Genomic DNA, 25,000 nt, shown 5'->3' with positions numbered 1-25,000 from the left:
AGTGCTGCCTGTTGCACGGATCCCTTATGCATCTGGAGTTACGCCATGAATGTTGTCGAACACGAAATACCTGATCCCCTGCAGGCCGACTTCTCGCCGCTGCTGGATTGGGAGGGAGTGGAGCAGGATGAGCGCGAGGATCGGCTGGGGTTCGCCCGCCGCACGACGCAGGCGCTTCTGACGCGGTCTGGCGCGCAGCTGGTTGAGGGCTTTGGTGGTCGCAACCAACCCGGGCTGGAAGCGGCCAGAAGGACGGTTGCGTTGTACCACGCACACCTGCGGCAGATGCAGCACTTCGCGGAGATTGCGGAAGTGCGGCTGGAGCGGGTGGCCAAAGCACTGGCAGTGATGCCTGAGTAGCCGGGCAGGGGCGCGGTCCACTACACTGTGACGCTGCGCAGGGCCTATAGCTCAACGGTTAGAGCAGGGGACTCATAATCCCTTGGTTCCAGGTTCGAATCCTGGTGGGCCCACCAACAAATCAGGCACTTGGGATCAACCGCGAAGCCCTCGTCGTTGAGTCAGCATCATCTGGTGACTGCTTGGTGACCGTTTACGATCGTTGCCAGCACAGTCGGCTATCGACCGCGAGGCCGTGCTCCGAGCCTCAATCCATCGCCGAGCATCGCTCTGAAACGCGAGCCCTTGCTGGCGCCGATCAGCCGCCAAAAGGCGGTCGCAGGTCTTCTGGATGGAGGTCCTGCAGCCCATAGGTCGCAGGCAACATCGCCGTCTGATCAAGCGACAAGAATACGGACGTTGGCAGCAAAGAATACTGAGGAGCGCATGATTGCATTCACCGTGACGAGACGTCGAACAATCTTTCGCCATAGGTAATGACATGTCTGCTCGATCTGCCATTCTTGAATTCCACTCCGGAGCGGGTCACTGCATAAGTTGGACCCGTGAGCTCGCTTAGAAATGGCTTTGTTTTTTCAGCGTCAGGTTCAGAGCCTTTGACAAAAACGTAGGGCAGCGTTGAGCCAGTGGCTGCACAGTCGGCTGCCGAAGAAGTGGTCTTCAGCTGAATCTTCTTGCGATTGTCGGCGGAGTATTCCAATTGGCCACAGATCGTCGCCCGACTTGATTCTAGAATCATGGCAGCGTATCGGCCGATGCGTGACACGAAATGGTCCTGCGACTCCCCCTCCTTTGAGGTCTCCTCCCAAAGCGTTCTTGTCAGTCCAAGCTTGAGCGCATGCTCAACCGTCCCCGTCATATGTATCCACTGATACGCCTCCGCTGGCGGTACTGGAGGGGAGGGTGGGCGGGCAACTGTTTGAACGGTTGCTGGGACGGTCAGAATGGAAAGAACAACTGGGAGTACGATCGAGCGCATGCTGGTCTACTTCGGCAGTCCTGTTGTCACCAGAGTAGCTGCAACAGCGCTCTGAACCACGCGCCACCCATTGCATTCTTCGTAATGCTTAGCCTGTCGCCCGCGAGGCCAGTCGACGGAACTCATTGATCTGCGTCTGTTCGTTGAACCATGCTTTCGGGAAAACCTCGAACATGACGTCCGAATGGTAGAGAAGCAGCAGCTCATCACTTTCCCGCATCTTGATGTAATCCGACCACCGCCGTTTGGCCTGCACATGCTCCGATGCAACGCTGAGCCACTCGTCGTCCCAGCTGTAGGTGTAGTGCGCGTGCAGGCTCGCCTGCTGACGATGGATCTTGGCGATCTGGCGTGGCAGCGCCAGCCTGGACTGGACGAATGCACCGACTACTCCGCAGAGGCTGCCGCCAACCAAGACCAGGCCGGGGAAGTGATGGCCCACGGCGAGCGCGGCAATGCCGACAACTGCGCACCCCAGCAGCACCCCTACCAGCACCTTTACGGCCTTCCGCCGATGCAGGCGAAGTGCGTGGAGATGCTGCTCTTGAGTAAGTATTCCGGAGATCATCAGCCCTCACCTGTGATAACGCACTGAAACGAGATCCTCCTGAAAATTGTGCCATCCCGTGGAGGCGCCGAATATGAAAATATTCAAAAAAAGGGTTGAAACATAGTCCCGTGCGCGTCACCCCAAGGCGCCAAAACAGGAATGGCTGCAGAGCGTAGAGTTTCGCTGGAAATGTTCTGCAACAGTAAAGAAAACTTGACACCCAGCCCGCCGCAGTAGACCTTTCCCCGCATGACTATCAATATCGAATCGCTCAGCCTCCGGGAGCTGGGCGCACTGGTGGCTGCGGCTGAACAGCGCAAAGCCCTGATCACCACCCGCCGCCCGGCCGCCGCCGTGCGCCGCCTGCTGAAGGTCGCCGCCGCTGAAGCCGGTTACACCATCGAAGAACTCTTCGGCGATGAAGCCGCAGAAACCGCCGCACCCGCGCGTAAACCCGCCCGTCGTAAAACCGGCAAGGTCGCCGCCAAATACCGCGATCCGGAATACAAGCGCCTGACCTGGACCGGCCGTGGCCGCATGCCGCGTTGGCTGGCACACAAGGTGTCCATGGGCCACAAGGTCACCGATTTCCTGATTCCGGGTCTGGCCAAACCAACCGCCGGCAAGACCAGCAACATCGGCAAGCGCACCGTCATCAAGAAAGCCTGAGGCCTGCGTCCCATTCCCGCGCACGGGGTGGGGCCGCCTTCGCATTCCGCATCTGAATCGATCTAATATGCTCCCATCTATCCAGCACGGGAGCGCACGGCATGGCGTTGGGCAAGTGGATGATGGCCGCCTGCATGGCAGCGGCACTGGCATCGGGCGCGCAGGCTGCGCCGCCGGCCACCTCGGGTAATCCGATCCTGAAAGGGTGGTATGCCGACCCGGAAGCAGCGGTATTCAACAACCGCTACTGGATATTCCCGACCACCTCCGCCGAGTACGACGCGCAGACCACCTTCGATGCGTTTTCGTCGCCCGATCTGGTGCATTGGACGAAGCATGCCGATGTCCTCAACGCGCGGAACGTTCCCTGGGCCAAGCGCGCGATGTGGGCGCCATCCGTGGTGGAAAACAACGGCAAGTACTACTTCTTCTTCGCCGCCAACGACATCAAGACCGAAAGCGAACCGGGTGGCATCGGGGTGGCCGTGGCCGACCGCCCGGAAGGGCCTTACAAGGACCTGCTCGGCAAGCCGCTGGTCGGCGCTTTCCATAATGGCGCGCAGCCCATCGACCAGTTCGTGTTCAAGGATGACGACGGCGCCTGGTACATGATCTACGGCGGTTGGAAGCACGCAAACATCGTGCGCCTGAAAGATGACTTCACCGGCGTGCTGCCGCTGGCCGATGGCACGCTGTTCAAGGAAATCACGCCGGCACCGGAATACGTGGAAGGCTCGCTGATGTTCAAGCGCGGTGGCCGCTATTACTTCATGTGGTCCGAGGGCGGCTGGGGTGGCCCCGATTACTCGGTGGCCTATGCCATTGCCGATGCACCCACGGGGCCGTTCAAGCGTGTCGGCAAAGTGCTGCAGCAGGACGCGTCCATTGCCACCAGCGCGGGCCACAACTCGGTCATCCAGGTGCCGGGTACCGACCGCTGGTACATCGTTTACCATCGCCGCCCGTTGGGTGACAGCGCCCGCGACCACCGCGTGACCGCCATCGAGCGCATGGAATTCGATGCGCAGGGCCACATCCTGCCGGCGAAGATCACCCATGAGGGCGTGGCGGCCGATCCGCTGCGCTGACCCACTTCGCCGGCAATCACGCTACGCTGCCGGGTCTGCACAGCACAGGAGCGTGGCGTGGCACACACCGGCAGCATGACAATTCCACCGAAGGTTCTGTACACGGCCGCCGCGGTGGCCGTGCTGATCAGCCTGTTGGCCTGGGCAATTGAATGGAGCGGGCTGGCCTATGTCTGCCCGTACTGCCGCGTGCAGCGCACGGTCATCGGCCTGCTGGGGGTGCTGCTGCTGTTCGCGCGGCCCGGCGGCATCGTGGTGCCGTGGCTGGCCTACACCTCGGGCGGTTTTGCGTTCGTGGTCGCGGCCATGCAGCACTTCAATGGCTGGAAGCGCATTTCCGCCGGCAGCTTCAGCTTGAATGAGCAGTGGTACATCGATCCCTGGCTGCTGTCAGGCGGTGCGATGCTGATGCTTGTGGCGCTGATGATGCTGGTGCAGGCGGCCTGCCGCCGCACTTGATCCGTGCGTGACTGCGGCATGCCTTCATGTCCGCCGCGTTGCTACGCATTCTGGTACACCGCCAGCTGCGCGGCAAACGCGCGCTGGTAGGCCGGCCGCGCCGTCGCGCGTGCCACGTAGGTGGCCAGCAACGGGAAGTCATCGACGATGCCGCTGCTCTTCAGGCGCAGCAGCACCGACACCATCAGCAGGTCGCCGGCACTGAACGCGCCGTCCAGCCACGGGCCGTCGCCCAGTCGCGCTGACAATTCATCCAGCCGCCGCCGCACGCGCTCATCCAGCATCACCAGCCGCTGCGCGTACCAGGGCTGTTCGCGTTCCAGCACCCAGGCCATGGAGCGTTCGACGATGGGCGGCTCCACGGTATTCAAGGCGGCGAACATCCACATGATGGCGTGCATACGCCCCGTCGCGTCGCTGGGCAGCAGGCCGGGGTGTTGCTCGGCCAGGTGCAGAATGATCGCGCCCGATTCAAACAGCCGCAGATCGCCTTCCTCGTAGGTAGGAATCTGCCCGAACGGATGCCGCGCGCGGTGTGCAGGCTCCTTCATCTCGGCGAAGGTGAGCAGCTGCACGTCGTAGGCGATGCCCAGTTCTTCCAGAGCCCAGCGCACGCGCATGTCGCGGGCCAGGCCCTGGCCACGGTCGGGGAGGTGGCGAAAGCGGTGATGGTCGGGTGCATGGCGGTGCTCCTGCAGGCGAAGGGCCTGCCTTTCCCGTTCCGACGAATGACAGGCGGGGAAATCGACACCGCCTCTTCAGCCCATTGACGGGCCAGGAGGTCGTGCGCCGATACTGCAGGCAGTCCACTGCAAGCCTCGGCACATGAAAATCCGTCGTCCGGCCTTGGTGCCGCTTCCTCCCGTCCTCGATTCCGCACCTCGCCTCTCTTACGCCTCCTTCCTTGAAGAGGAGTATGAAGTGTTCAAAGCGCTCCTTCCTCAGCGGGAATGGCACGAGACGTTTGCTGCGTGGGAGAGGGATGTTGAACGGCACATGTGGATAGCGAGAGTCAACGGGGCAGATCCCCTCCGGGTGACGGTCCCAGTAGCCGATTTCGTGGAGTGGTGCATGGCGAGCGATCTGCCGATTGAGCAGTCTTCATTGTCGAAATTCGCCTCTGCCCACGCACGGCGTTGAACACGGTTGGCAGTCGAGAAACATTGTCTTGGCGTGAACGCTGCGCAACGCTGCGTGAACAGTCAGGTGCTATTCCACGCCGTGATTTCCACATCAATCGCTGCTCACCCGCGCCCCACATGCACTCCTCCACTCTGGTCCTGCAGGCAACGGACACACCGCTGCCCTCATCCCGCAGACCCGATCAAGGAGAACCACCATGAGCACCCAGTCCACCATCGAACACCGCCTCAACGACCTGATCGAGATCGCCCGCGACGGCAAGTCGTTCTACGAAGAAGCCGCGACCAAGGTGAAGGACACCGAGCTGTCGGCCCTGTTCGTGCGCATTGCGGGCGTCAAGGCACGCATCGTGTCCTCGCTGAGCAGCGCCGTTGCAGCCACCGGCGGCAAGCCGGCCGAGCACGGCACGATGGTCGGTTCCATGCAGCAGTTCTACGGCAAGGTGCGCGCCGCCTTCGGCGATACCAACTATGGCTATGTGGCCGAGCTGGAAGAATCGGAAGATCGCCTGCTGGCGGCCTTCAAGGATGTGCTGAATGACAACGATCTGCCGCCGGCCGTGCGCCAGGAAGTGACCGCATGGCTGCCGGAAGTGCAGGACTGCCACCGCGTGATGCGCGACCGCAAGCATGCGATGAAGGCGGCCTGATCGCTGCAGCCGCATGGCCCAGGCCGTGCGACGGGCCCCGCTGCGAGCGGGGCCTTTTTGTTTCCCCGGAGCCTGCTCCCGCAGGCCGTGGCGGCCTGACTGCGGTCGCGCTAGGATGCGCGCACGAACCCCTGGGGCGAAATGCATGAAAAGGATGTCATGCGTGGGTGGCGTGCTGTTGCTGGCGCTGACGGGCTGCAAGGTGGCGTATGTGAAACCGGATTCGGTGCTCGCGCCGGACCAGGGCGTGGTGCTGGTTTCCACCCACTGTGGCCGTGGGGTCAATATCCTGATGGTGCATGCCAGCGGCACCGCGCCCGTGCAGGGTGGCCACGTCATCGAGTTCGCGTGCCGTGGTGGGCTGATGGCTGTACCGATGAAACAGGGCCGCTATTACCCGGGCGTCCTGTTCGAGAACCCCATGGTCAGACAGGAGATTCATGCCGAGCCGGCGTCCGTGTCGTTCACTGTGGTCCCCGGCCAGGTTACTTACATCGGTGAAATCAATGCCACGTGGCGCAGCGCGCCGATGGACGTGACGGGCGGCACCCTCTACGTGAGCGACCGGGCAGATGAATCGTTGCAGCTGGTAAAGCGCCGGCAGCCCTGGCTGCTGGAAAGACATCCGTTCAAAGTGCAACTGGCACGCGCAGCAAGCGGCCAGCCATCGCCAGCCGGGGTGGATGCATTGCGTGCCAGTTGCCCTGACGAGGCTTGCCGGGAAAAGGTGGCCCCGCCGCTGGACATGCATTGCCCCACCCGTGGGTCATGCGCCGCGCCGTGATGAGAGGCCGATGATCTGCCATCGCTGGTGCGGGTGAGGCCGGGCACTGTCAGCTCTGCTGCCCGGGTGTGGAGCGCGGCCAGGTCGATGCGGCAGGCGTCTGTTGCTCCTGCTGCCGCTGCCGCTGCGCATTGGCATGCCGTGCATGGCCGCCCTCGCGGCCGATGGCCGCCATGTGCTGGCGGTTGCGGCTGATTGCCACGCCGCCCTTGCGACCCGCCACGCGTGCCTCGGCTGAGTTGAATTCATGGGCGTTGCCGGACGCGTGCGCGGCGCGCCCGCCCTTGGCAGCGATCGCACGTTGTTTATCTTCATCCATCGAGGCAAAACCGCGGTTCTGTGTGCCGTGGGGTGCAGTGGCCATGCTGTGTCTCCTGTGCGGAAGGGACGCCGCCAGCTTCGACGACCGGTTCCATGCTGCACAGGCCGGGCTAATGGCAGGTGGACATCGCCACGGCAGCTTTCACGTGGGCCATGCAGGCGGTTGACGCTGCGCCATCACGCCACGCACGTGAACAGGCTATCGCCGCGCGGGCGCGCATGCCTAGAATCAGGTCATCCCGGTAGCTCCCGGGCGATGTCGAGTGAATGGATTCAATGAAGATCCTGTTGACCGGAAGTTCCGGGCGGATCGGTCGCGCGATTTTCGGTGCGCTGGCTGCCGAGCATGACGTGGTGGGGTTGGACCGCAGCCCGTTCAACACCACCCGCATCATTGCCGATATCACCCACCGCCAGGCGCTGGAGCGCGCCGTGCAGGGGGTGGATGCGGTGATTCATACCGCAGCCCTGCACGCGCCGCATGTCGGCCTGGTGCCGGATGCGGTGTTCGAGCAGATCAATGTGGAGGCCACCGCGCAGCTGCTGCAGCTGGCCCGGCAGGCCGGCGCGCGCCGCTTCGTGCTGACCAGCACGACCGCGCTGTACGGGCACGCGGTGGTGGCCGGTGGTTGCCGCTGGATTGACGAAGCCACCGAGCCGCTGCCGCGCACCATCTACCATCGCACCAAGCTGCAGGCCGAAGCGCTGGCCGAGCAGGCGGCGGCGCCGGGCTTCCAGGTGCGGGTGCTGCGCATGGCGCGCTGTTTCCCTGAATCGCCGGAGCGGATGGCGATATTCCGGCTGCATCGTGGCATCGATGCGCGCGACGTGGCCAGTGCCCATGCGGCGCTGCTGGTGGACCCGGGCGGGGATTTCGAGCGGTACCTCGCCTGCGCGGCCACGCCGTTCCAGCGCAGCGATTGCCTGGAACTGGCCGCCAACCCGCGCCAGGTACTGGCCCGGCGCGTGCCGCAGCTGCTGGCGGAGTTCGACCGCCGTGGTTGGCCGCTGCCGCTGAGCATTGACCGTGTGTACGACAGCAGCCGGCTGCGCCAAGTGCTGGGCTGGCGGCCACGCTTCGGCCCGGAGGGCGTGCTGCAGCAGTATGCGGCGGGCAGCATCGAAGTGCTGCCGCGCACGCAATGGATAGGCGACCGCGTGGACCTGTAGCGTCGAGCCAAGCTCGACAGGCTTTTGTAGAGTCGAGCTTGCTCGACTGAAAGGCCAAGAGCAGTCGAGCAGGCTCGACGCTACCGGGCCTGGCTGACCAGGTTCAGGTTCCAGTCCACGGTTTTCCTCAACCAGAACCGTCGGCGGCCGTTAACCCGGTGCGCGCGGTGCCGTCGTGGTGCCGGTTGTCCTGAACTGCCTGCGGACCCCTCCATGCCTCCTTCCCGCTCTGCCGCTGCCCGTCGTCCGGGCAGCATCGCCCACAAGCTGATGCTGGGCACTGCCGTGATCGCGCTGCTCTGCTTCGGCGTGACCGCCTTTCTGATCTACCGCCAGGCCAGTGCCAGCCTGGTCAATGCTTCGCGCCAGACGATGGGCAGTGAAGCCGTTGCCGAAAGCCGCAAGGTCGCCGCCGATCTGGGCACCGCCTTTGCCAGCAACGATGCCATGGTGGAAGCCGTGCTCGCCCAGCGCGCCCGCGGGGATGTCCCCGACCGCGCCGCCCTGGCCGCGGTCGTTGGCCAGCAGCTGCAGGCGCACCCGGAATGGGTGGGCAAGAGCACCATGTGGGAAGCCAACGCCTTCGACGGCAAGGATGCGGAGTTCGTCGACACCGAGGCGCACGATGCCACCGGTCGCTTCATGAGCTACTGGGCCTGGGAGAACGGCAAGACCCAGCAGTCGCCGATGACCGCCTACACCGATCTGCCCGACGGTTCGGGTGACTGGTACATGGGCCCGAGCCGCGACAAGCTGCCCAAGGTCAGTGAACCCTACTCCTATGCCATCGGCGGCCAGCAGGTGCTGATGAGCACGCTGAGCACGCCGATCGTGGAGAACGGCACCTTCCTCGGCGTGTTTACCGTCGATTTCTCGCTGGCGGCGCTGCAGAAGCACCTGGCCACGTTGGCCCCGATGGGCGCTGGCCGGGTCGAGCTGCTCTCGCCCAAGGGCGTGGTGCTGGCAGCGGCGAATGCGGCCGAGATCGGCAAGCCGCGTACCGATGCGGTGACCCGCAGGATGCTGGCGCAGATTGCCGAGGGCAGGACCTTCGAGGCGTTCGAGCCGGATGCCGAAGGCAACGTGCGTTTGTATGTGCCGATGCAGGTGGGCGATGCCCCGCAGCACTTCGCATTGGGCGTGGTGGTGCCGCACGCGGTGATCGTGGCCGAAGCCCGGCAGCTGCTGTGGCTGACCCTGCTGGTCGGTGTGATCGCGGCGCTCACCCTCAGTGCGGGTGTCTACGTGCTGCTGCGCCGCTTGGCCATCGCCCCGCTGGCGCAGGCCGTGCGCATTGCCGGTGACGTGGCGGCTGGCAGGCTGGACACGGCGCTGCCGCCGCGTGGCAACGACGAAGTGGGGCGCCTGCTGGAGGCCATGCAGGGCATGCGCGGCACGCTGCAGGCGGTGATGGCCGCGCAGGCGGAGATGGCGCAGCGCCACGATGCAGGGCAGATCAGCTACCGCATGGATGCCAGTGCCTTCCCCGGCGAGTACGGCCGCATGGTGTCCGACAGCAACGAACTGGTGGCATCCAGCAACGCCGTCACCCAGCGCCTGGTAGAGGTGATGCAGCGTTACGCGGTGGGCGACCTGAGCGTGGACATGGATGCGTTGCCGGGCGAAAAAGCAGTGTTCACTGCGGCCATGGCCACCACCAAGGGCAACCTGGCGGCGATCAACGAGCAGATCCAGCAGTTGGCCGCAGCGGCGGCCGCGGGCGATTTTGCGGTGCGTGGCGATACCCAGCGCTTCGAGCATGATTTCCGCCGCATGGTGGAAACGCTCAACACCATGATGCAGGTGAGCGACCACAATCTGGCGGCGCTTTCCACGCTGCTGCGCGCGATTGCGGCCGGTGACCTGAGCACGCGCATGCAGGGTGAGTTCAACGGCGTGTTCGCGGTGATGCGGGACGATGCCAACAGCACCGTGCAGCAGCTGACCCAGATCGTCGGCCAGATCCAGCAGTCGGCGGCCAGCATCCGCCTGGCGGCGGGCGAGATCGCCTCGGGCAACAGCGATCTGTCGCGCCGTACCGAACAGCAGGCGGCCAACCTGGAAGAGACGGCTGCGTCGATGGAGGAGCTGACCTCCACCGTGCGCCAGAACGCCGAGCATGCGCAGCAGGCCAACAGCCTGGCGGCGTCGGCGGCCGGCGTGGCCAGCGAAGGCGGGCAGGTGGTCAGCCAGGTGGTGCAGACCATGGAGCAGATCGAGACCTCGTCCCAGCGCATTGCCGAAATCATTTCGGTGATCGATGGCATCGCGTTCCAGACCAATATCCTGGCGCTCAATGCGGCCGTGGAAGCGGCGCGTGCCGGCGAGCAGGGCCGCGGTTTCGCCGTGGTGGCCAGCGAAGTGCGCGCCCTGGCGCAGCGCTCGGCGGGCGCTGCCAAGGAGATCAAGGCGCTGATCGACGTTTCGGTGGCCCAGGTCGGTGCAGGCGCGCAACTGGTGCATGGTGCGGGCCGCACGATGCAGGAGATCGTGGGCCAGGTCGGCCGGGTGAACGACATCATGGCCGAGATCTCGGCCGCCTCGCGCGAACAGTCGGCCGGCATCGAGCAGGTCAACCAGACGGTCGTGCAGATGGATGAAACCACCCAGCAGAATGCCGCGCTGGTAGAGGAGGCCACGGCTGCGGCACGGGCGATGGAAGACCAGGCCGAGCAGCTGGCGGTGGCGGTATCGCGCTTCCGTCTGCAGGCCGAGGTGCCGGTGGCGGCCACGCGGCGCGCGGCCTGATGCTGCAGACGGCGACGCCCGGCCGGAGCCGGGCGTCGTCTGCACTGCCTGCCGGGTGGGCCCGGCGCGGGCGGCGGTTTAGAACATGCCCTCGAAGGGGTTCCAGCTGGTGCTGCCCTTCACGCGATCGAGGTAGTAGCTGTAGTTGGTGCTGGAGGCGACCAGGAAGTTGGTGGCGATCCAGAGCATGCGGGCCACGATATCCGGCAGCATGAACGACAGGATGGTCAGCACGACGTAGATGCCAAGTACCACCAGCGCCTTGCGCCACATGCCCAGGATCAGCAGGTAGATCCAGTTGAAGAAGAAGGCGAAGAAGTTGAGGTTGATCTTCAGGCGGTCGCCAAAAGAGAGGGCCTTCCAGGCCTGCTTGAAGCCCGGTTCCTTGGGCGCGCCGTGCTGCTGGAAGAAGTTGAAGCGGAACTGCCACTTGGGGCTGTACTGGGAGAGATCGACTGCATTCATGAATGGGACGTCCGTGTAGGAAAACGTTTTCATGATAAATGCGTCGCATTCAGCCGACCACACCGTTCCGTCAAAAATGTGACGCTGAACCAGTTAAGGCCGTGCGCTGGATCGCGCCGCCGTCACCCACCCGCCTTCTTTTTAGGATAGGGTGCGCAGTCCCGCTCGCCCGATGGCCTTGGCTTGGCAGTGGCGGGATGTCCACGGAGGTTGCATGTCCACACCTGTTACACCGGAAAACGCACCGGGCCCGGTGCTTCTGCCGACACCTGAAGTGGTGCAGGCACAACAACTGCTCGCCCGCCAGCAACTGGCGGTGGCGATGGACCGCGCACGCGCGGCCGCCAGCCGCGATCCGGCTGCACCTGAGACAACCTTGCCCTGACGGGCGCCAACCAAGGTTGGCGGCTGCCAGGTCTCTCAATTGCGAATCGTTATCATTTTGCTCGATCCAGTTTCCGCCGCGTCAGCGTATGCGCGGCATGCTCGGGCCTGCCATCTCCCGCTGTTTGCTGAATGGGGAAAATTCCCGGCGTAGACCTTCGCGCCCGGCTTACATTTGCCGCCATAGACTGGGCCGCATTTTCGATTCCGCCCCGTTGGAGATCGTGTGGGTTCCGGTAGTGACAGACATCGACTGCGCGGCGTGATGCCGTCGCAGGCAGGACAAGTGCGGGCGCCGGGAATGCGCGCGGGGAACCCTGGTGCATGCCGCCTGGCCAGGACGGCCAGCTGTGCAGCCTGGGCGGAGTAAACGTGATGGAAGCTCAAACCACCTCCCACGCAGGCCCGGGCAACCCCGAGCTGGATGCCGGCTGGGCGCTGTTGCCGCCCGAGGCGCCGCTGGAGATGCCGGAGCAGACCCTGCGCGAAGGCACGCTGAAGGTCCGTCGCCACCGCACCTCTCCGCGCATGATCAAGCTGCGCCGCCTGTATATCTTCGGCGGCACTGCGGCAATGACCGCCGTGGCCACGCGGATGATGTGGCGGGTGCTGTCGGGCAATGGCATTACCGTGCTTGAGGCCTGCCTGCTGGTGCTGTTCGTCGGCCTGTTCGCCTGGATCGCGTTGTCCTTTGCCAGTGCCGTGGCCGGATTCCTCACCGCCGTGTTCGACCGTGGCTACCGCCTGGGCATCGACCCGGACAAGCCGCTGCCGATCGTGCATAGCCGCACCGCGCTGCTGATGCCCACCTACAATGAAGACCCGCGACGCCTGCTGGCCGGTCTGCGTGCCATCTATGAATCGGTGGCTGCCACCGGGCAGCTGGAACGCTTCGATTTCTTCGTGCTCAGCGACACCCGCCGCGAGGACATCGCCCGCGCCGAGGAACAGGTCTTCAACGAGCTGCGTGAGCTGGTGCCCGATGGCCGGGTGCGGCTGTTCTACCGCCGCCGCAGCGACAACGGCGCGCGCAAGGCCGGCAACATCGCCGACTGGGTGCGACGGTTCGGCGGAGCCTACCCGCAGATGCTGATCCTGGATGCCGACAGCCTGATGACCGGCGACAGCATCGTGCGCCTGGTGGCCGGCATGGAACACAACGCCGACGTCGGCCTGATCCAGACCCTGCCGTCGGTGATCGGTGGCCGCACGCTCTTTGCCCGCATGCAGCAGTTCGGTGGCCGCGTGTACGGCCCGGTGATCGCCCGCGGCGTGGCCTGGTGGCATGGTGCGGAGAGCAACTACTGGGGCCACAACGCGATCATCCGCACCCGTGCCTTCGCTGACCAGGCCGGCCTGCCGGCGCTGCCGGGGCGCAAGCCGTTCGGCGGCCATGTGCTCAGCCACGATTTCGTCGAAGCTGCGCTGATGCGCCGGGGCGGCTGGGCCGCGCACATGGTGCCCTACCTGGGCGGCAGCTATGAAGAAGGCCCGCCGACCCTGACCGACCTGCTGGTGCGTGACCGCCGCTGGTGCCAGGGCAACCTGCAGCACGGCAAGGTGGTGGGTACCCGCGGCCTGCACTGGATCAGCCGCGTGCACATGCTGATCGGCATCGGCCACTACTTCACCGCGCCGATGTGGGGCATGTTGATGCTGATCGGCATCGCCATCCCGCTGTTCCAGGAAGGCATCGATTTCAATGCGCTGCTGCACCTGTCGCCCAGCGTCTACTGGCGCGCGCAGGATGAGGAGCAGGTGGTGCGCCTGTTCGCCGCCACCATGGCCGTGCTGCTGATGCCCAAGGTGCTGGGTTACCTGGCCATGCTGCTGGACCCCGTCGATCGCCGCGGTTGCGGCGGGGCCATCCGGGCGTTCGTGTCGATGCTGGTGGAAACCGTGCTGGCGGCGCTGATGGCACCGGTGGTGATGTACGTGCAGTCGCGTGGCGTGGCCGAAGTGCTGTCCGGCCGCGATTCGGGCTGGGATGCGCAGCAGCGCGACGACGGCGGTATTTCCTGGTGGACCCTGGTCCGCAGCTATGGCGGCCTGGGCCTGTTCGGCGCCTTCATGGGCGTGCTGGCGTGGTCGGTTTCGCCGGCGCTGGCCGCCTGGATGGCACCGGTGGTGATCGGCATGGTGCTGGCCATTCCGGTGGTGGCGCTGACCTCCTCGCGTGGCCCGGGTGCGTTCCTGCACCGCCTGGGGCTGCTGGACATCCCTGAGGAGAACACCCCGCCGACGGTGCTGGTGCGTGCGGCCGAACTGCGCCGCGAAGCCGCTGCGCAGCCGCCGCTGTACTGATCGCCCCACGGCGGCGGCATAATGCGGCTCGAACTTGAAGGAGCCGCATCATGCTGCAAACGGTGGAACAGGAAACCGGCGCTTCGCCGCAATGGTCGGTGATCTGGCTGCATGGCCTGGGTGCCGATGGCCACGACTTCGCGCCCATCGTGCCCGAGCTGGTGCGCCCGCACTGGCCGGCGCTGCGCTTCGTGTTCCCGCATGCACCGGTGCGGCCGATCACCATCAACAACGGTGTGCCGATGCGCGGCTGGTACGACATCGTCGGCATGGATTTCCGTTCGCGTGCCGACATGGCCGGCGTGCGCGAATCGGTGGCCCAGCTGGATGCACTGATCGCGCGTGAGATCGAACGCGGCATCGCCGCCGACCACATCTTCCTGGCGGGCTTCTCGCAGGGCGGGGCGGTCATCCTCAGTGCTGCGCTGGAACGTACTGCGCCGCTGGCGGGCCTGATCGCATTGTCCACCTACCTTCCCGATGCCGAAGCGGCACGCCGGGTTGACGGCGCGGTCGATGTGCCGGTGTTCATGGCGCACGGCAGTGGCGATCCGGTGATTCCGCTGGCGGTGGCCGAGCACAGTGCACAGGTGCTGCGCACGCTGGGCCTGTCGCTGCAGTGGCAGCGCTACCCGATGGCGCACCAGGTCTGCGCCGAGGAAATCCAGGCGCTGGGTGACTGGCTGCAGGAACGGCTGGGCGTGGCCTGAGCCATGGCTGCCAGCACCAGCGCCCCGTGGATGCCGGAACTGTGCCGCCTGCCGCGCGTGCTGGCGATGCTCGGCCTGGCCGAACTGGTGGTGGTGGTGCTGGCCCTGGCGCCCGATGGCAGCCGCCATTGGACGCTGGGTGAGCTGGTTTCGGCCAGCGGTTTCGCACTGTGGCTTTCGTTGGCGGTCAGCGGCTGCCTCTGCCTGTTGCGACGCGCGCTGTCGACGCTGCCCGAGGCGATCGGCGCGGTGCTGGCCATCGTCCTGTCGGCGCTGATCGCGGTGGCCTGTGCGGGGGTGGTCCATGCCTTGTATGCCGTGCTCGGCGACAACTTCACCCGCGGCATCAGTTTCTGGCGCTTCACCCTGGGCAGTGCCGCGACCACGGCGCTGATCACCGCGCTGGCGCTGCGCTACTTCTATGTCAGTGATCGCTGGGCTGCGCAGGTACAGGCCAATGCGCGCGCGCAGGCGGACGCACTGCAGGCGCGCATCCGCCCGCATTTCCTGTTCAACAGCATGAACCTGATTGCCAGCCTGCTGCATCGTGACCCGGCAGTGGCCGAACGTGCGGTGCTGGACCTGTCCGATCTGTTCCGCGCTGCGCTGGGTGCCGGTGAAGGCGATTCCACCCTGCAGGCCGAGTGCGAGCTGGCCGAGCGCTACCTGTCGATTGAATCGCTGCGGCTGGGCGACCGCCTTCAGGTGCGCTGGCAGCGCGAGGAACCACTGCCGTGGGACCTGCCCCTGCCGCGCCTGGTGCTGCAGCCGCTGGTGGAAAACGCGGTGCTGCATGGCATTTCGCGTCTGCCGGAAGGGGGCACGATCGAGTTGGTGCTGGTCTGCAAGGACAATGAGCTGCAGATCACAGTTCGCAATCCGGCGCCGGACCCGCAGGCCCCAGGGTTGGCCTTGGCACGGGGCGCCGGCCACGCGCAGCACAGCATCGGCCATCGGCTGGCATGGCGCTTTGGTCGTGCGGCGCGGATGACGGCTGGCTGGAGCGAAGGCTACTATGCCTGTCAGGTGACAGTGCCGATCCAGTGAGGGAATGAGCGTGAGGGTAGTCATCGCCGATGACGAACCGCTGGCCCGCGAGCGCTTGCGCAGCTTGTTGGCGGCGCAGGAGGGCATTGATGTGGTGGCCGAGGCCGGCAACGGCGAACAGGCCCTGCACGCCTGTGCGGAACTGCAGCCGGACCTGGTGCTGCTGGATATCGCCATGCCCGGCCTGGATGGCCTGGAAGCGGCGCGTCACCTGGCCAGTTTCGAGCCGCGTCCGGCGGTGGTGTTCTGCACGGCTTACGACGCGCACGCGCTGTCGGCTTTTGAAGCGGCAGCGATTGATTACCTGATGAAGCCGGTGCGGGCCGAGCGCTTGGCGGCGGCGATCGCACGCGCGCGGACGTTCCTGGCCGGCCGCGATGGCCATCCCGAGCACAGCGGTGGCCAGGCGCGCAGCATGTTGTGCGCGCGCCTGCGTGGCAGCCTGCGGTTGATTCCGCTGGATGACATCCACTATCTGCAGGCGGAAGAGAAGTACGTGGTGGTGCACCACGCGCGTGGCGAAGATCTGATTGAAGAATCGCTGAAATCGCTGGAAGAGGAATTCGCCAGCCGTTTCGTGCGCATCCATCGCAACTGCCTGGTGGCCCGCCATGAGCTGGTGGAGCTGCGGCGCGGTGTGGGTGGGCAGGTGCAGGCGGTGCTGCGGCATGGCAAGCAGCCGCTGGAAGTGAGCCGCCGCTGCGTGGCGACGCTGAAGCAGGAACTGCGGCATCTGTGAGGTTCCGCGCGGCCTGCGGCCGCGACTGCTTACGAGCAACATCTGAAGCAACAGCAACAGCAACAGCGGGTTGGTCGGCTCGTTGCTTTTACGTGCTGGGTCGGGCCGGGGTGGGGTGGCGGGACACGCTGCAAGTACATCCATGTAAGCTCGTAGGCGCCATCCATGGCGCCTGCGGTCCCGCCACCCCACCCCGGCCCGACCCTCTCGTTTTTCCTGTGCCGGACGGCAAGAGCAGAGCATTGTTGTTATCGGGTGGGGGAGAGGGGTCAGATCCCTTTTCCTGCGGAAAAGGGATCTGACCCCGGAAGCCGCCGGCTGCTGCCTTTGCTTTTGCTCTTTTCTTTTGATCTTCCGTGGCTGGCGCGCACGGAAACTGTCAGGGGCCGGGGCGGTGGGGTCAGGCGGGGTGTCCGCGGCATGGATGCCGCGGCCAAGCCCCCATGGATGGGTTCACGGCGTCCCCGCCTGACCCCACCGCCCCGGCCAAGCACGCCTTCCAACCGCGACCCGCACCCGCCACGAGGGGCTCCGCCGTTGGCCGTATCCCGCCGATAGGCGCGATAATGCCCGGATGGAAACCGTCCGCATCGCCACCCGCAAGAGCCCGCTCGCCCTCTGGCAGAGCGAACACGTCGCCGACCGACTGCGCCAGGCCTACCCCGGCCTGCACGTGGAACTGGTGCCGATGAGCACCCGCGGCGATGAAGTGCTCGACCGCTCGCTGGCCGCCATCGGCGGCAAGGGCCTGTTCCTGAAGGAACTGGAGCTGGCCATGCTGCGCGGCGACGCCGACTGCGCGGTGCATTCGCTGAAGGATGTGCCGATGGAACTGGATGCACCGTTCGCGCTGCCGGCCATGCTGACTCGCCACGATCCGGCCGATGGCTTCATCTCCAATCTGTACGCCTCGCTGGATGCGCTGCCCATCGGCGCGCGCGTGGGCACGTCCTCGCTGCGCCGGCAGGCACAGCTGCGCGCACTGCGCCCGGACCTGCAGCTGCTGGATCTGCGCGGCAACGTCAACACGCGCTTGGCCAAGCTCGACAACGGTGGCTACGACGCCATCGTGCTGGCCGTGGCCGGGCTGGAACGCCTGGGCCTGGGCGATCGCATCGTCGCCCGCCTGCAGCCGCCGCAGTGGCTGCCTGCACCGGCACAGGGCGCGGTGGCGGTGGAGTGTGATGGTGGCAATGCGCGGCTGATGGAGTTGTTCGCCCGCCTGGATGACGCCGACACGCGAGCCTGCGTGGAAGCGGAGCGGGCCATGAACCGCGCGCTGCACGGCAGCTGCCATGTGCCGGTGGCGGCCATCGCGCAGTGGCAGGGCGCGGATCTGCACCTGCAGGGCATGGTCGGCAGCGCCAGCGATGGTCGCGCTGTGCGTGCCGACGCCGTAGGCCCGGCCAGCGACCCGGAAGCGCTGGGCCAGCAGGTGGCGAAGATGCTGCTGGACGGCGGTGCAGGCGAGCTGCTGAACGTCTGAATCGCGCGCCTGTAGAGTCGAGCCATGCTCGACTGAGGCATTCGTAGAGTCGAGCCATGCTCGACTGTCTGGCCAACAGCAGTCGAGCAAGCTCGACTCTACAAAAGAAGACGGGCGCCTGGGGCGCCCGTTTCTCATTTGAACTTGTAGACCACGTTCATCGTGGTCAGGGTATCGGTCCTGCGCTTGTCGTCGGCCACGTCGCTGTTGTAACGCGCCTGCCAGCCGGCCTTCAGCGCCAGGTGCTCGTTCATGCTCACCGACACGCCGAAATCGTTCTGGCCGAAGGTGTTGTACGAACCCGATTCCACCAGCAGGTTGTTGACCAGATCGGTGTTGCCGGTGATGGCGTACTTCAGCTCGAACTGACCCTGGCCGATCAGGCCGGTGCGCGTGCGGTCGTCCTCGGTGCTGTGGGTGCGGCTGACACCCGGGCCCAGCAGCGCATCGAACGAAAGGCGTTCGGTGTTGATCAGGCGGGTACCGTAGCCCAGGCCGAACGAGCTGCGGCGATCGTAGGTGGCGAAGTCATCGCGCTCGGTACGCACCTTGGCGAACAGCTGGCGGTGTTCACCCAGCTGCAGCGCGCTGCCGGCTGCGCCGGTGTAGCGGTTGGCCGTGGTGTTGTCGCGGCGGCTGGTGGTGCCGTCGTCGTTGGTCTCGGTGACCTTGGAACTCGAGCGCAGGCCGAACAGGTCCATGCTGTGCACCCAGTCGCCATCGGTGTAGCGCAGGCGCAGGGCGCCGTTGAAGCTCTCGGTGCTGCTGTTGCCGCTGGCGGCGGCAAAGCCCAGTTCGCCACCGCTGCCACTCCACGGCGAGGTCATCGCCGCCAGTTCGGAGGCGTCCTGGGCATACGCCAGCGGCGCGCACAGCAGCAGGGGCACAAGCAGGGACACGCGCAGGGACATCAAGGCTTCTCCGAAGCGGTTAACAACCCGTGATGATACTGGAAGCGCCATGGCCACCAGAACGCGAGCGGCGTCGCGCTTCAGCAGGCGTTATTGCCATCGCCCATTCAGGGGCGCTCGATACGCAGGGCCGGGTCGTTGAAACGCGAGTAGCGCAGGCGCAGCTGGTAGGGGCGGCCCTGGTTGCTGCCGCTGCGCACGATCTGCCGCGGCAGTCCCTGGTCGTCCACCCAGTATTCCAGGCGCTCGCCGGCCGCGCCGAGCAGGCGGTAGTGGCGGGTGTCCACGCCGTCCAGCGACTGCCGGCCCAGATCCTCGGCCTGCAGCTCAGCTGCGGGTGCGCCCGTGGGCAGCGGGTTGCGCCACTGCTCCATCAGGCCCGGCGGGGTCGGCACCTGCTGGATGGCGCCGTCGGCCTGCAGGAACATGGTGTCGCCAATGATCGTCTGCGGCCCGGCCGGGGTCTGCACCCGGAAGCGGTCGGGGGCGACGAAGTCCATGGCGCTGCGCACCGGCTGAGCCGCACCCTGCAGGTCCAGTTCGGCGTGGAAGCTGCGGAGGCCGGCCAGGCGCTCGCTGGCGGCCAGCACCGCCTGCGCAGGATCGGCGGGCGGTACCGGGGCCTCGGCCGGTGCCGCCGCCGGTGCCGGGGCGCGGTCGCAGGCCGCCAACAGCAGGCAGGCCAGCAGCAGGGGCAGGGCAGACAGGCGGCGCATCGGGCGTTCCGTGGGGCAGGGGGCACCCACGATAGCCCAAAGGCCCCGCACAACGCCCGCGACTCGGACATAATCGGGGGCATGGACCGATACGAACGCATCACCGCCCTGCATCGTCTGCTCAAGTCCGCACGCTATCCGGTGACGGTGGCGACCCTGCAGGACAAGCTCGGTTGTTCCCGTGCCACCGTCTACCGTGATCTGGCCTTCCTGCGCGACGCGCTGATGGCCCCGATCGAGGGCGACGGCGAGGCGGGCTTCCGCTACCAGGCCGACGAGAGCGACCGCTTCGAGCTGCCCGGCCTGTGGCTCAGCTCCGAAGAGCTGCACGCGCTGCTGGCGTCGCAGCACCTGCTGGCGCGTACCGGCGGCGGTGTGCTGTCCTCGGTGCTGGCACCGCTGCAGCAGCGTATCGAAAGCCTGCTGGCCGCCCAGGCCGGCGTGTCCAACTGGCCGGTGGACCGGGTGCGGGTCATTCCGCACCGCGGCCGCAAGTTCGACGAAGGCAGTTTCCGCACCGTCGCCTCTGCGGTGCTGGAGCGCAAGCAGCTGGCGTTCGAGTACCGCGCCCGCTCCACTGACGAATCGACCCGACGCACCGTCTCGCCGCAGCGCCTGACCCATTACCGCGACAACTGGTACCTGGACGCGTGGGACCACGACCGTGAAGCGCTGCGCAGCTTCGCCGTGGACCGCGTGCACAAGGCGCGGGTGGTCGACAACGGTGCCCGCGACGTGGCCGAGAGCGAGCTGGACGAACAGCTGGGTGCCAGCTACGGCATTTTCTCCGGCCCACCCAAGGGCTGGGCGACCATCCTGTTCAGTGCCAAGGCGGCGCGCTGGGTGGCCGATGAGCACTGGCATTCCAAGCAGCAGGGCCGTTTCCTGCCCGACGGGCGCTATGAACTGAAGGTGCCCTACAGCGTTTCGCGCGAGCTGCTGATGGACGTGCTGCATTACGGTTCCGACGCCGAGATCGTCGAGCCGGTGATGCTGCGCGAGCAGGCCAAGGCGCTGCTGGACCTGGCCCTGACCAACTACGAAAACTCCTGATCCTCCCCCCGAGAGACCCGTTGCCCCCATGAAGAAGACCCTGTTGCTGCCCCTGTTCGCCGCTGCGCTGGCCCTGACCGCCTGCGGCAAGTCCGGCGAGCCCTCGCAGAAGCTGGTGGTGGCCGCCACTGCCGTGCCGCACGCGGAGATTCTCGACGTGGTCAAGCCGATCCTCAAGGCCGAAGGCGTTGATCTGGACGTGCGCGTGTTCAACGACTACGTGCAGCCCAACGACCAGCTGGTGCAGAAGCAGGTGGACGCCAATTACTTCCAGACCGAGCCTTACCTGGATGCCTACAACCGCGACCGCAAGACCGACCTGACCAAGGTGATCGGCGTGCACATCGAACCTTTCGGTGCGTACTCGCGCAAGGTGAAGTCGCTGGCCGAACTGCGCGAAGGCGCCGACGTGGTCATTCCCAACGACCCGAGCAACAACAGCCGCGCGCTGATCCTGCTGCACAAGGCCGGCGTGATCGAGCTGAAGGACCCCAGCAATGCGCTGTCGACCCAGCGCGACATCATTGCCAACCCGAAGAACCTGAAGTTCCGCGAGCTGGATTCGGCGATGCTGCCGCGTGTGCTGGACCAGGTCGACTTGGCCCTGATCAACACCAACTACGCACTGGACGCCGGCCTGAACCCGACCCAGGATGCGCTGGCGATCGAGAGCAAGGATTCGCCGTACGTGAACTTCCTGGTGGCGCGCCCGGACAACAAGGACGACGCCCGCGTGCAGAAGCTGGCCAAGGCCCTGACCAGCCCGCAGGTGAAGACCTTCATCGAAACCAAGTACAAGGGCGCCGTGCTGCCTGCATTCTGACCTTCGCGCCGTCACGTTGCCATGTAGAGCCGAGCCCACGCTCGGCTCTGTTTTTTGCGGCGCCCCACCCAGGGCAGCCAAGCATGGGCTCGGCTCTACCGGTTCAAGGATGTCGCCGGGCATAGCCCGGCGCTACCGCCCTCAATCGACGTGGAAGGCGAGGGTGGCTGCCACGGCCTGCTGCCACCCGGCATACAGTTTCTCGCGCCGCGTTGTATCCATCTGCGGCTCGAAGCGGCGGTCCAGGCCCCACTGCGCGGCAATCTGTTCGCGGCTTTCCCAGAACCCCACCGCCAGCCCGGCCAGATAGGCCGCGCCGAGTGCCGTGGTTTCGGTCAGGCGCGGCCGCAGCAGTGGCACGCCGAGAATGTCGGCCTGGAACCCGGCCAGGAAGTCGTTGCTGATCGCACCGCCGTCGGCACGCAGTTCGCTCAGGGCAATGCCCGCATCCGACTGCATCGCATCGAGCACGTCCCGGGTCTGGTAGGCCATCGCCTCCAGCGCGGCGCGCACGAAGTGGGCCTTGCTGGTGCCACGGGTCAGGCCGAACATCGCCCCGCGCACGTCGCTGCGCCAGTACGGGGCACCCAGGCCGACAAAGGCCGGTACCAGATAGGCACCGCCGCTGTCGTCCACCTTCGCTGCCAGCGCCTGGCTGTCGCTGGCGCGGTCGATCATGCGCAGTTCGTCGCGCAGCCACTGCACCACCGAACCGGCGATGAAGATCGACCCTTCCAGTGCATATTCCACCCGCCCACCGATGCCCCAGGCGATGGTGGTCAGCAGGCCATTGCGCGAACGCACCGCCTCCGTTCCCGTGTGCATCAGCATGAAACAGCCGGTGCCATAGGTGTTCTTGACCATGCCGGGCTGGAAGCAGGCCTGGCCGAACAGCGCCGCCTGCTGGTCCCCGGCGATGCCGGCGATCGGTATCGGATGATCGAAGAAAAACTGCGGCCGCGTATGCGCATACACCGCACTGGAATCGCGCACGCTGGGCAGCATTGCGCGCGGGATGTCCAGCAGCGCCAGCAGGTCGTCATCCCATTGCAGGGTGTGGATGTTGAACAGCAGCGTGCGTGCGGCATTGCTGTAGTCGGTCACGTGGGCCTGGCCACCGCTGAGGTTCCAGACCAGCCAGCTGTCGATGGTGCCGAACAGCAGTTCGCCACGTTCGGCGCGCTGCTGCGCACCGTCCACGTGGTCGAGGATCCAGCGCACCTTCGTGGCCGAAAAGTAGGCATCGATGAGCAGGCCGGTGCGTTCGCGTATCAGCGCTTCGTGGCCCTCGGCGCGCAGCCGTTCGCAGATGGCCTGGCTCTGTCGTGATTGCCAGACGATGGCATTGTGGATCGGCTGGCCGGTGGCGCGGTCCCACACCACGGTGGTTTCGCGCTGGTTGGTGATGCCCAGCGCGGCAATCTGGCGCGGGTCGATCTGCTCGCGGCTGAGCAGTTCGGTGATTGTGGCGTAGACGCTGGAGAGGATCTCGCGCGGGTCATGTTCCACCCAGCCCGGCTGCGGGAACAACTGGCTGAACTCACGCTGCGCGCTGCCGACGATGTTGCCGGCCCGGTCGAAGAGGATCGCGCGCGAACTGGTGGTGCCCTGGTCGATGGCCAGCACGTAGCGGGGCGTCATGGGGCGTCTCCGGTGGCGATGGGGAAATCCTACGACATGGCGATGGACGGCGCGGTGTGCGTGGGGGATGGCCTGGGGTCTGTAGAGTCGAGCTTGCTCGACTGCTTTTCGCGGCAGTCGAGCAAGCTCGACTCTACGAAGAGCACAGTCGAGCAAGCTCGACTCTACGAAGAGCGAAACGCGGGGTCAGAGCCCTTTCCGTTGGAAAGGGATCCGACCCTGCATCCATGCCTGCAGGCGTGCCACCTGCGTCGGGTCCAGGCGCAGGCCCAGCTTGCTGCGTCGCCACAGCACGTCTTCGGCGCTGCGTGCCCATTCGTGCTGCTGCAGCCATGCGACTTCGCGCGCATGCAGGCCAGCGCCGAAGTCTTCGCCCAGATCGGACAGCGTCGTCGCGTCGTCGAGCAGTGCCACGCTGCGGCTGCCGTAAGCCGCTGCCCAGCGCCGGGCCAGTGCGGCGGGCAGCCAGGGGGCGAGATCCTGCAGCCGCCCGCGCGCTGCATCTGCATCGCCCCAGTCGCTGCCGGGCAGGGCAGCGCCGTGCGCCGTCCACGCCGGGCCAATGTGCGGCAGCTGCGTGCGCAGCAGATCCAGGGCTTCCTCGGCCAGTACCCGGTAGGTGGTCAGCTTGCCACCCAGTACGTGCACGGCCGGTGCGCCGCCGCCCTGCAACTGCAGTCGATAATCGCGGCTCAGCGTTGCCGCCTGCGGATCGGAGGCGGCCAGCAGCGGGCGCACCCCGGCGAACTGCCAGACCACATCGCCGGCGCTGATCGGTTCGCGCAAATAGCGGTTGGCGGCCTCGCACAGGTAGTCCACTTCCGAAGGCAGGACGCTGCAGCGCGCCGGGTCCCCGCGGTAGTCGGTATCGGTGGTCCCCACCAGCAGGTGGTCATGGGCGAAGGGCAGCAGGAACACCACGCGCCCGTCCGGCTGCTGCAGCAGGCAGGCGCTGTGCTCGGGCCAGGGCCGGCGAAGCACGATGTGGCTGCCCTGCACCAAGCGCAGCGCAGGTGCGCCATCGCCCGGCTGCATGCGCTGCAGCAGGCCACCGGCCCAAGGCCCTGCGGCATTGATCACGGCCTTGGCCTGCACCCTGCAGACCTCACCGTCGCCGCCTTCCAGCGTCGCCAGCCAATGGCCAGGCGCCTGTTCCACACCCGTGCAGCGTGTATCGGTGAGGATGCGCGCGCCGCGCTGGGCGGCATCGAGTGCATTGAGCACCACCAAGCGGGCGTCGTCCACCTGGGCATCGGCATAGCTGAAGGCATCCTGCAGGTGCGGCGCCAGCCACGTGCCAAGCGCATCGCCGTGCAGCTGCAGCGAGCGCGAGGCGGGGAAGGCGGCGCTGCGCTGGCCCAGATGGTCGTACAGCCACAGGCCCAACCGCAGCATCCAGCGTGGGCGCAGGTGCGGCTCCCAGGGCAGCACGAAGCGCAGCGGGTGGACCAGGAAGGGCGCTTGCCGGCGCACGATCTCGCGCTCGCCCAGGGCCTTGCGTACCAGGCCGAACTCGCGCTTTTCCAGATAGCGCAGACCCCCGTGTATCAGCTTGCTGCTGGCGCTGGAGGTATGTGCGGCCAGGTCATGCTGTTCGCACAGCAGCACCTGCAGCCCGCGGCCGCTGGCGTCGCGAGCGATACCGGCGCCGTTGATGCCACCGCCGATGACCAGCAGATCTACTTCGTGCATGGTGCCCCCAAACCGTCGGTAGAGTCAGCTTGCTCGACTGCCCTGAAAAGCAGTCGAGCAAGCTCGACTCTACGGGTTCTGCGCAGTCGAGCAAGGATCCGTTGCAGGT

At 66.1% G+C, this 25,000-nt stretch carries 24 protein-coding genes, 1 tRNA gene and 1 pseudogene; 17 read left to right on the top strand and 9 right to left on the bottom strand.

The features are described 5' to 3' along the window. The first annotated feature begins 45 nt into the window (after nucleotides 1–45). Nucleotides 46–360, top strand: coding sequence for a hypothetical protein (locus C1924_RS17575; protein WP_108766452.1), 315 nt, complete (start codon nucleotides 46–48; stop codon nucleotides 358–360). 40 nt (nucleotides 361–400) lie between these two features. Continuing rightward, nucleotides 401–476 (top strand) — tRNA-Ile (locus tag C1924_RS17570). Nucleotides 477–796: 320 nt separating this feature from the next. Here the strand turns inward: C1924_RS17570 and C1924_RS20380 are convergent. Together C1924_RS20380 and C1924_RS17565 are read right to left on the bottom strand one after the other, a co-directional pair. Beyond that, on the bottom strand, nucleotides 797–1,339 hold the full coding sequence (locus C1924_RS20380) for a hypothetical protein (protein WP_159094834.1): 543 nt from the start codon (nucleotides 1,337–1,339) through the stop codon (nucleotides 797–799). Nucleotides 1,340–1,427: 88 nt separating this feature from the next. Further along, nucleotides 1,428–1,907: a YcxB family protein gene (locus C1924_RS17565; RefSeq protein WP_108766451.1), complete on the bottom strand. Its 480-nt coding sequence runs from the start codon at nucleotides 1,905–1,907 to the stop codon at nucleotides 1,428–1,430. A gap of 231 nt (nucleotides 1,908–2,138) precedes the next feature. Here C1924_RS17565 and C1924_RS17560 point away from each other — a divergent pair, with 231 nt between their 5' ends. The 3 genes from C1924_RS17560 to C1924_RS17550 all read left to right on the top strand — a co-directional run bounded on the left by C1924_RS17560 (nucleotide 2,139) and on the right by C1924_RS17550 (nucleotide 4,105). Continuing rightward, nucleotides 2,139–2,558 carry an H-NS histone family protein gene (locus tag C1924_RS17560; RefSeq protein WP_108766450.1) on the top strand — a complete coding sequence of 140 codons (420 nt, stop codon included), beginning with the start codon at nucleotides 2,139–2,141 and terminating at the stop codon, nucleotides 2,556–2,558. Between the two features lie 101 nt (nucleotides 2,559–2,659). After that, a complete protein-coding gene (locus C1924_RS17555; RefSeq protein ID WP_108766449.1) occupies nucleotides 2,660–3,646 on the top strand; it encodes a glycoside hydrolase family 43 protein in 987 nt (328 codons plus the stop codon). 57 nt (nucleotides 3,647–3,703) lie between these two features. Beyond that, complete coding sequence (locus tag C1924_RS17550; RefSeq protein WP_108766448.1) at nucleotides 3,704–4,105, top strand: hypothetical protein; 402 nt, start codon at nucleotides 3,704–3,706, stop codon at nucleotides 4,103–4,105. A 41-nt stretch (nucleotides 4,106–4,146) separates the two neighbouring features. On the opposite strand, the pseudogene C1924_RS17545 reads toward C1924_RS17550, so the two are convergent. Then, a pseudogene (locus tag C1924_RS17545) lies at nucleotides 4,147–4,787 on the bottom strand (glutathione S-transferase family protein). Nucleotides 4,788–5,444: 657 nt separating this feature from the next. Between C1924_RS17545 and C1924_RS17535 the strand changes: the two are divergent. Continuing rightward, nucleotides 5,445–5,897: a PA2169 family four-helix-bundle protein gene (locus tag C1924_RS17535; protein WP_108766446.1), complete on the top strand. Its 453-nt coding sequence runs from the start codon at nucleotides 5,445–5,447 to the stop codon at nucleotides 5,895–5,897. Between the two features lie 163 nt (nucleotides 5,898–6,060). After that, entirely contained in the window at nucleotides 6,061–6,681 is a 621-nt protein-coding gene (locus tag C1924_RS17530) for a hypothetical protein (protein ID WP_108766445.1), read from the top strand. A gap of 49 nt (nucleotides 6,682–6,730) precedes the next feature. On the opposite strand, the gene C1924_RS17525 is transcribed toward C1924_RS17530, so the two are convergent. Next, entirely contained in the window at nucleotides 6,731–7,045 is a 315-nt protein-coding gene (locus tag C1924_RS17525; RefSeq protein WP_108766444.1) for a KGG domain-containing protein, read from the bottom strand. Nucleotides 7,046–7,278: 233 nt separating this feature from the next. Between C1924_RS17525 and C1924_RS17520 the strand changes: the two genes are divergently transcribed. Then, entirely contained in the window at nucleotides 7,279–8,172 is an 894-nt protein-coding gene (locus C1924_RS17520) for an NAD(P)-dependent oxidoreductase (protein WP_108766443.1), read from the top strand. 213 nt (nucleotides 8,173–8,385) lie between these two features. Then, complete coding sequence (locus C1924_RS17515; protein ID WP_108766442.1) at nucleotides 8,386–10,920, top strand: methyl-accepting chemotaxis protein; 2,535 nt, start codon at nucleotides 8,386–8,388, stop codon at nucleotides 10,918–10,920. Nucleotides 10,921–10,998: 78 nt separating this feature from the next. On the opposite strand, the gene C1924_RS17510 is transcribed toward C1924_RS17515, so the two are convergent. After that, nucleotides 10,999–11,385, bottom strand: coding sequence for a DUF2628 domain-containing protein (locus C1924_RS17510; RefSeq protein ID WP_108766441.1), 387 nt, complete (start codon nucleotides 11,383–11,385; stop codon nucleotides 10,999–11,001). Nucleotides 11,386–11,599: 214 nt separating this feature from the next. Between C1924_RS17510 and C1924_RS20435 the strand changes: the two genes are divergently transcribed. The 6 genes from C1924_RS20435 to hemC all read left to right on the top strand — a co-directional run bounded on the left by C1924_RS20435 (nucleotide 11,600) and on the right by hemC (nucleotide 18,055). Continuing rightward, on the top strand, nucleotides 11,600–11,770 hold the full coding sequence (locus C1924_RS20435; RefSeq protein WP_174208971.1) for a hypothetical protein: 171 nt from the start codon (nucleotides 11,600–11,602) through the stop codon (nucleotides 11,768–11,770). A 374-nt stretch (nucleotides 11,771–12,144) separates the two neighbouring features. Then, on the top strand, nucleotides 12,145–14,073 hold the full coding sequence (gene mdoH, locus C1924_RS17500; protein ID WP_108767113.1) for a glucans biosynthesis glucosyltransferase MdoH: 1,929 nt from the start codon (nucleotides 12,145–12,147) through the stop codon (nucleotides 14,071–14,073). Nucleotides 14,074–14,123: 50 nt separating this feature from the next. Next, nucleotides 14,124–14,783, top strand: coding sequence for an alpha/beta hydrolase (locus tag C1924_RS17495; protein WP_079223585.1), 660 nt, complete (start codon nucleotides 14,124–14,126; stop codon nucleotides 14,781–14,783). Nucleotides 14,784–14,786: 3 nt separating this feature from the next. Next, entirely contained in the window at nucleotides 14,787–15,830 is a 1,044-nt protein-coding gene (locus tag C1924_RS17490; RefSeq protein WP_174208970.1) for a sensor histidine kinase, read from the top strand. 4 nt (nucleotides 15,831–15,834) lie between these two features. Beyond that, nucleotides 15,835–16,569, top strand: coding sequence for a LytTR family DNA-binding domain-containing protein (locus C1924_RS17485; protein ID WP_174208969.1), 735 nt, complete (start codon nucleotides 15,835–15,837; stop codon nucleotides 16,567–16,569). A 574-nt stretch (nucleotides 16,570–17,143) separates the two neighbouring features. Then, nucleotides 17,144–18,055, top strand: a complete 912-nt coding sequence (hemC, locus tag C1924_RS17480; protein ID WP_108766439.1) for a hydroxymethylbilane synthase — start codon at nucleotides 17,144–17,146, stop codon at nucleotides 18,053–18,055. Between the two features lie 134 nt (nucleotides 18,056–18,189). On the opposite strand, the gene C1924_RS17475 is transcribed toward hemC, so the two are convergent. Further along, nucleotides 18,190–18,966 (bottom strand): DUF481 domain-containing protein, encoded by a 777-nt coding sequence (locus tag C1924_RS17475; RefSeq protein WP_108766438.1) that lies wholly within the window; start codon nucleotides 18,964–18,966, stop codon nucleotides 18,190–18,192. A 107-nt stretch (nucleotides 18,967–19,073) separates the two neighbouring features. Continuing rightward, entirely contained in the window at nucleotides 19,074–19,682 is a 609-nt protein-coding gene (locus C1924_RS17470) for a hypothetical protein (protein WP_108766437.1), read from the bottom strand. A gap of 81 nt (nucleotides 19,683–19,763) precedes the next feature. On the opposite strand from C1924_RS17470, the gene C1924_RS17465 reads away from it, so the two are divergent. Continuing rightward, nucleotides 19,764–20,735 carry a YafY family protein gene (locus tag C1924_RS17465; RefSeq protein ID WP_108766436.1) on the top strand — a complete coding sequence of 324 codons (972 nt, stop codon included), beginning with the start codon at nucleotides 19,764–19,766 and terminating at the stop codon, nucleotides 20,733–20,735. 28 nt (nucleotides 20,736–20,763) lie between these two features. Then, complete coding sequence (locus tag C1924_RS17460; RefSeq protein WP_108766435.1) at nucleotides 20,764–21,558, top strand: MetQ/NlpA family ABC transporter substrate-binding protein; 795 nt, start codon at nucleotides 20,764–20,766, stop codon at nucleotides 21,556–21,558. A 141-nt stretch (nucleotides 21,559–21,699) separates the two neighbouring features. On the opposite strand, the gene glpK is transcribed toward C1924_RS17460, so the two are convergent. Both glpK and glpD read right to left on the bottom strand, forming a co-directional pair. Next, nucleotides 21,700–23,199, bottom strand: coding sequence for a glycerol kinase GlpK (gene glpK / locus C1924_RS17455; protein WP_108766434.1), 1,500 nt, complete (start codon nucleotides 23,197–23,199; stop codon nucleotides 21,700–21,702). A gap of 186 nt (nucleotides 23,200–23,385) precedes the next feature. Next, nucleotides 23,386–24,891: a glycerol-3-phosphate dehydrogenase gene (glpD, locus tag C1924_RS17450; RefSeq protein ID WP_108766433.1), complete on the bottom strand. Its 1,506-nt coding sequence runs from the start codon at nucleotides 24,889–24,891 to the stop codon at nucleotides 23,386–23,388. Nucleotides 24,892–25,000: the final 109 nt, after the last annotated feature.

The sequence above is a fragment of the Stenotrophomonas sp. ESTM1D_MKCIP4_1 genome (assembly GCF_003086895.1).
In the GTDB taxonomy this organism is placed as follows: Bacteria; Pseudomonadota; Gammaproteobacteria; order Xanthomonadales; family Xanthomonadaceae; genus Stenotrophomonas.
This window is presented reverse-complemented; position numbering and strand designations above follow the sequence as displayed.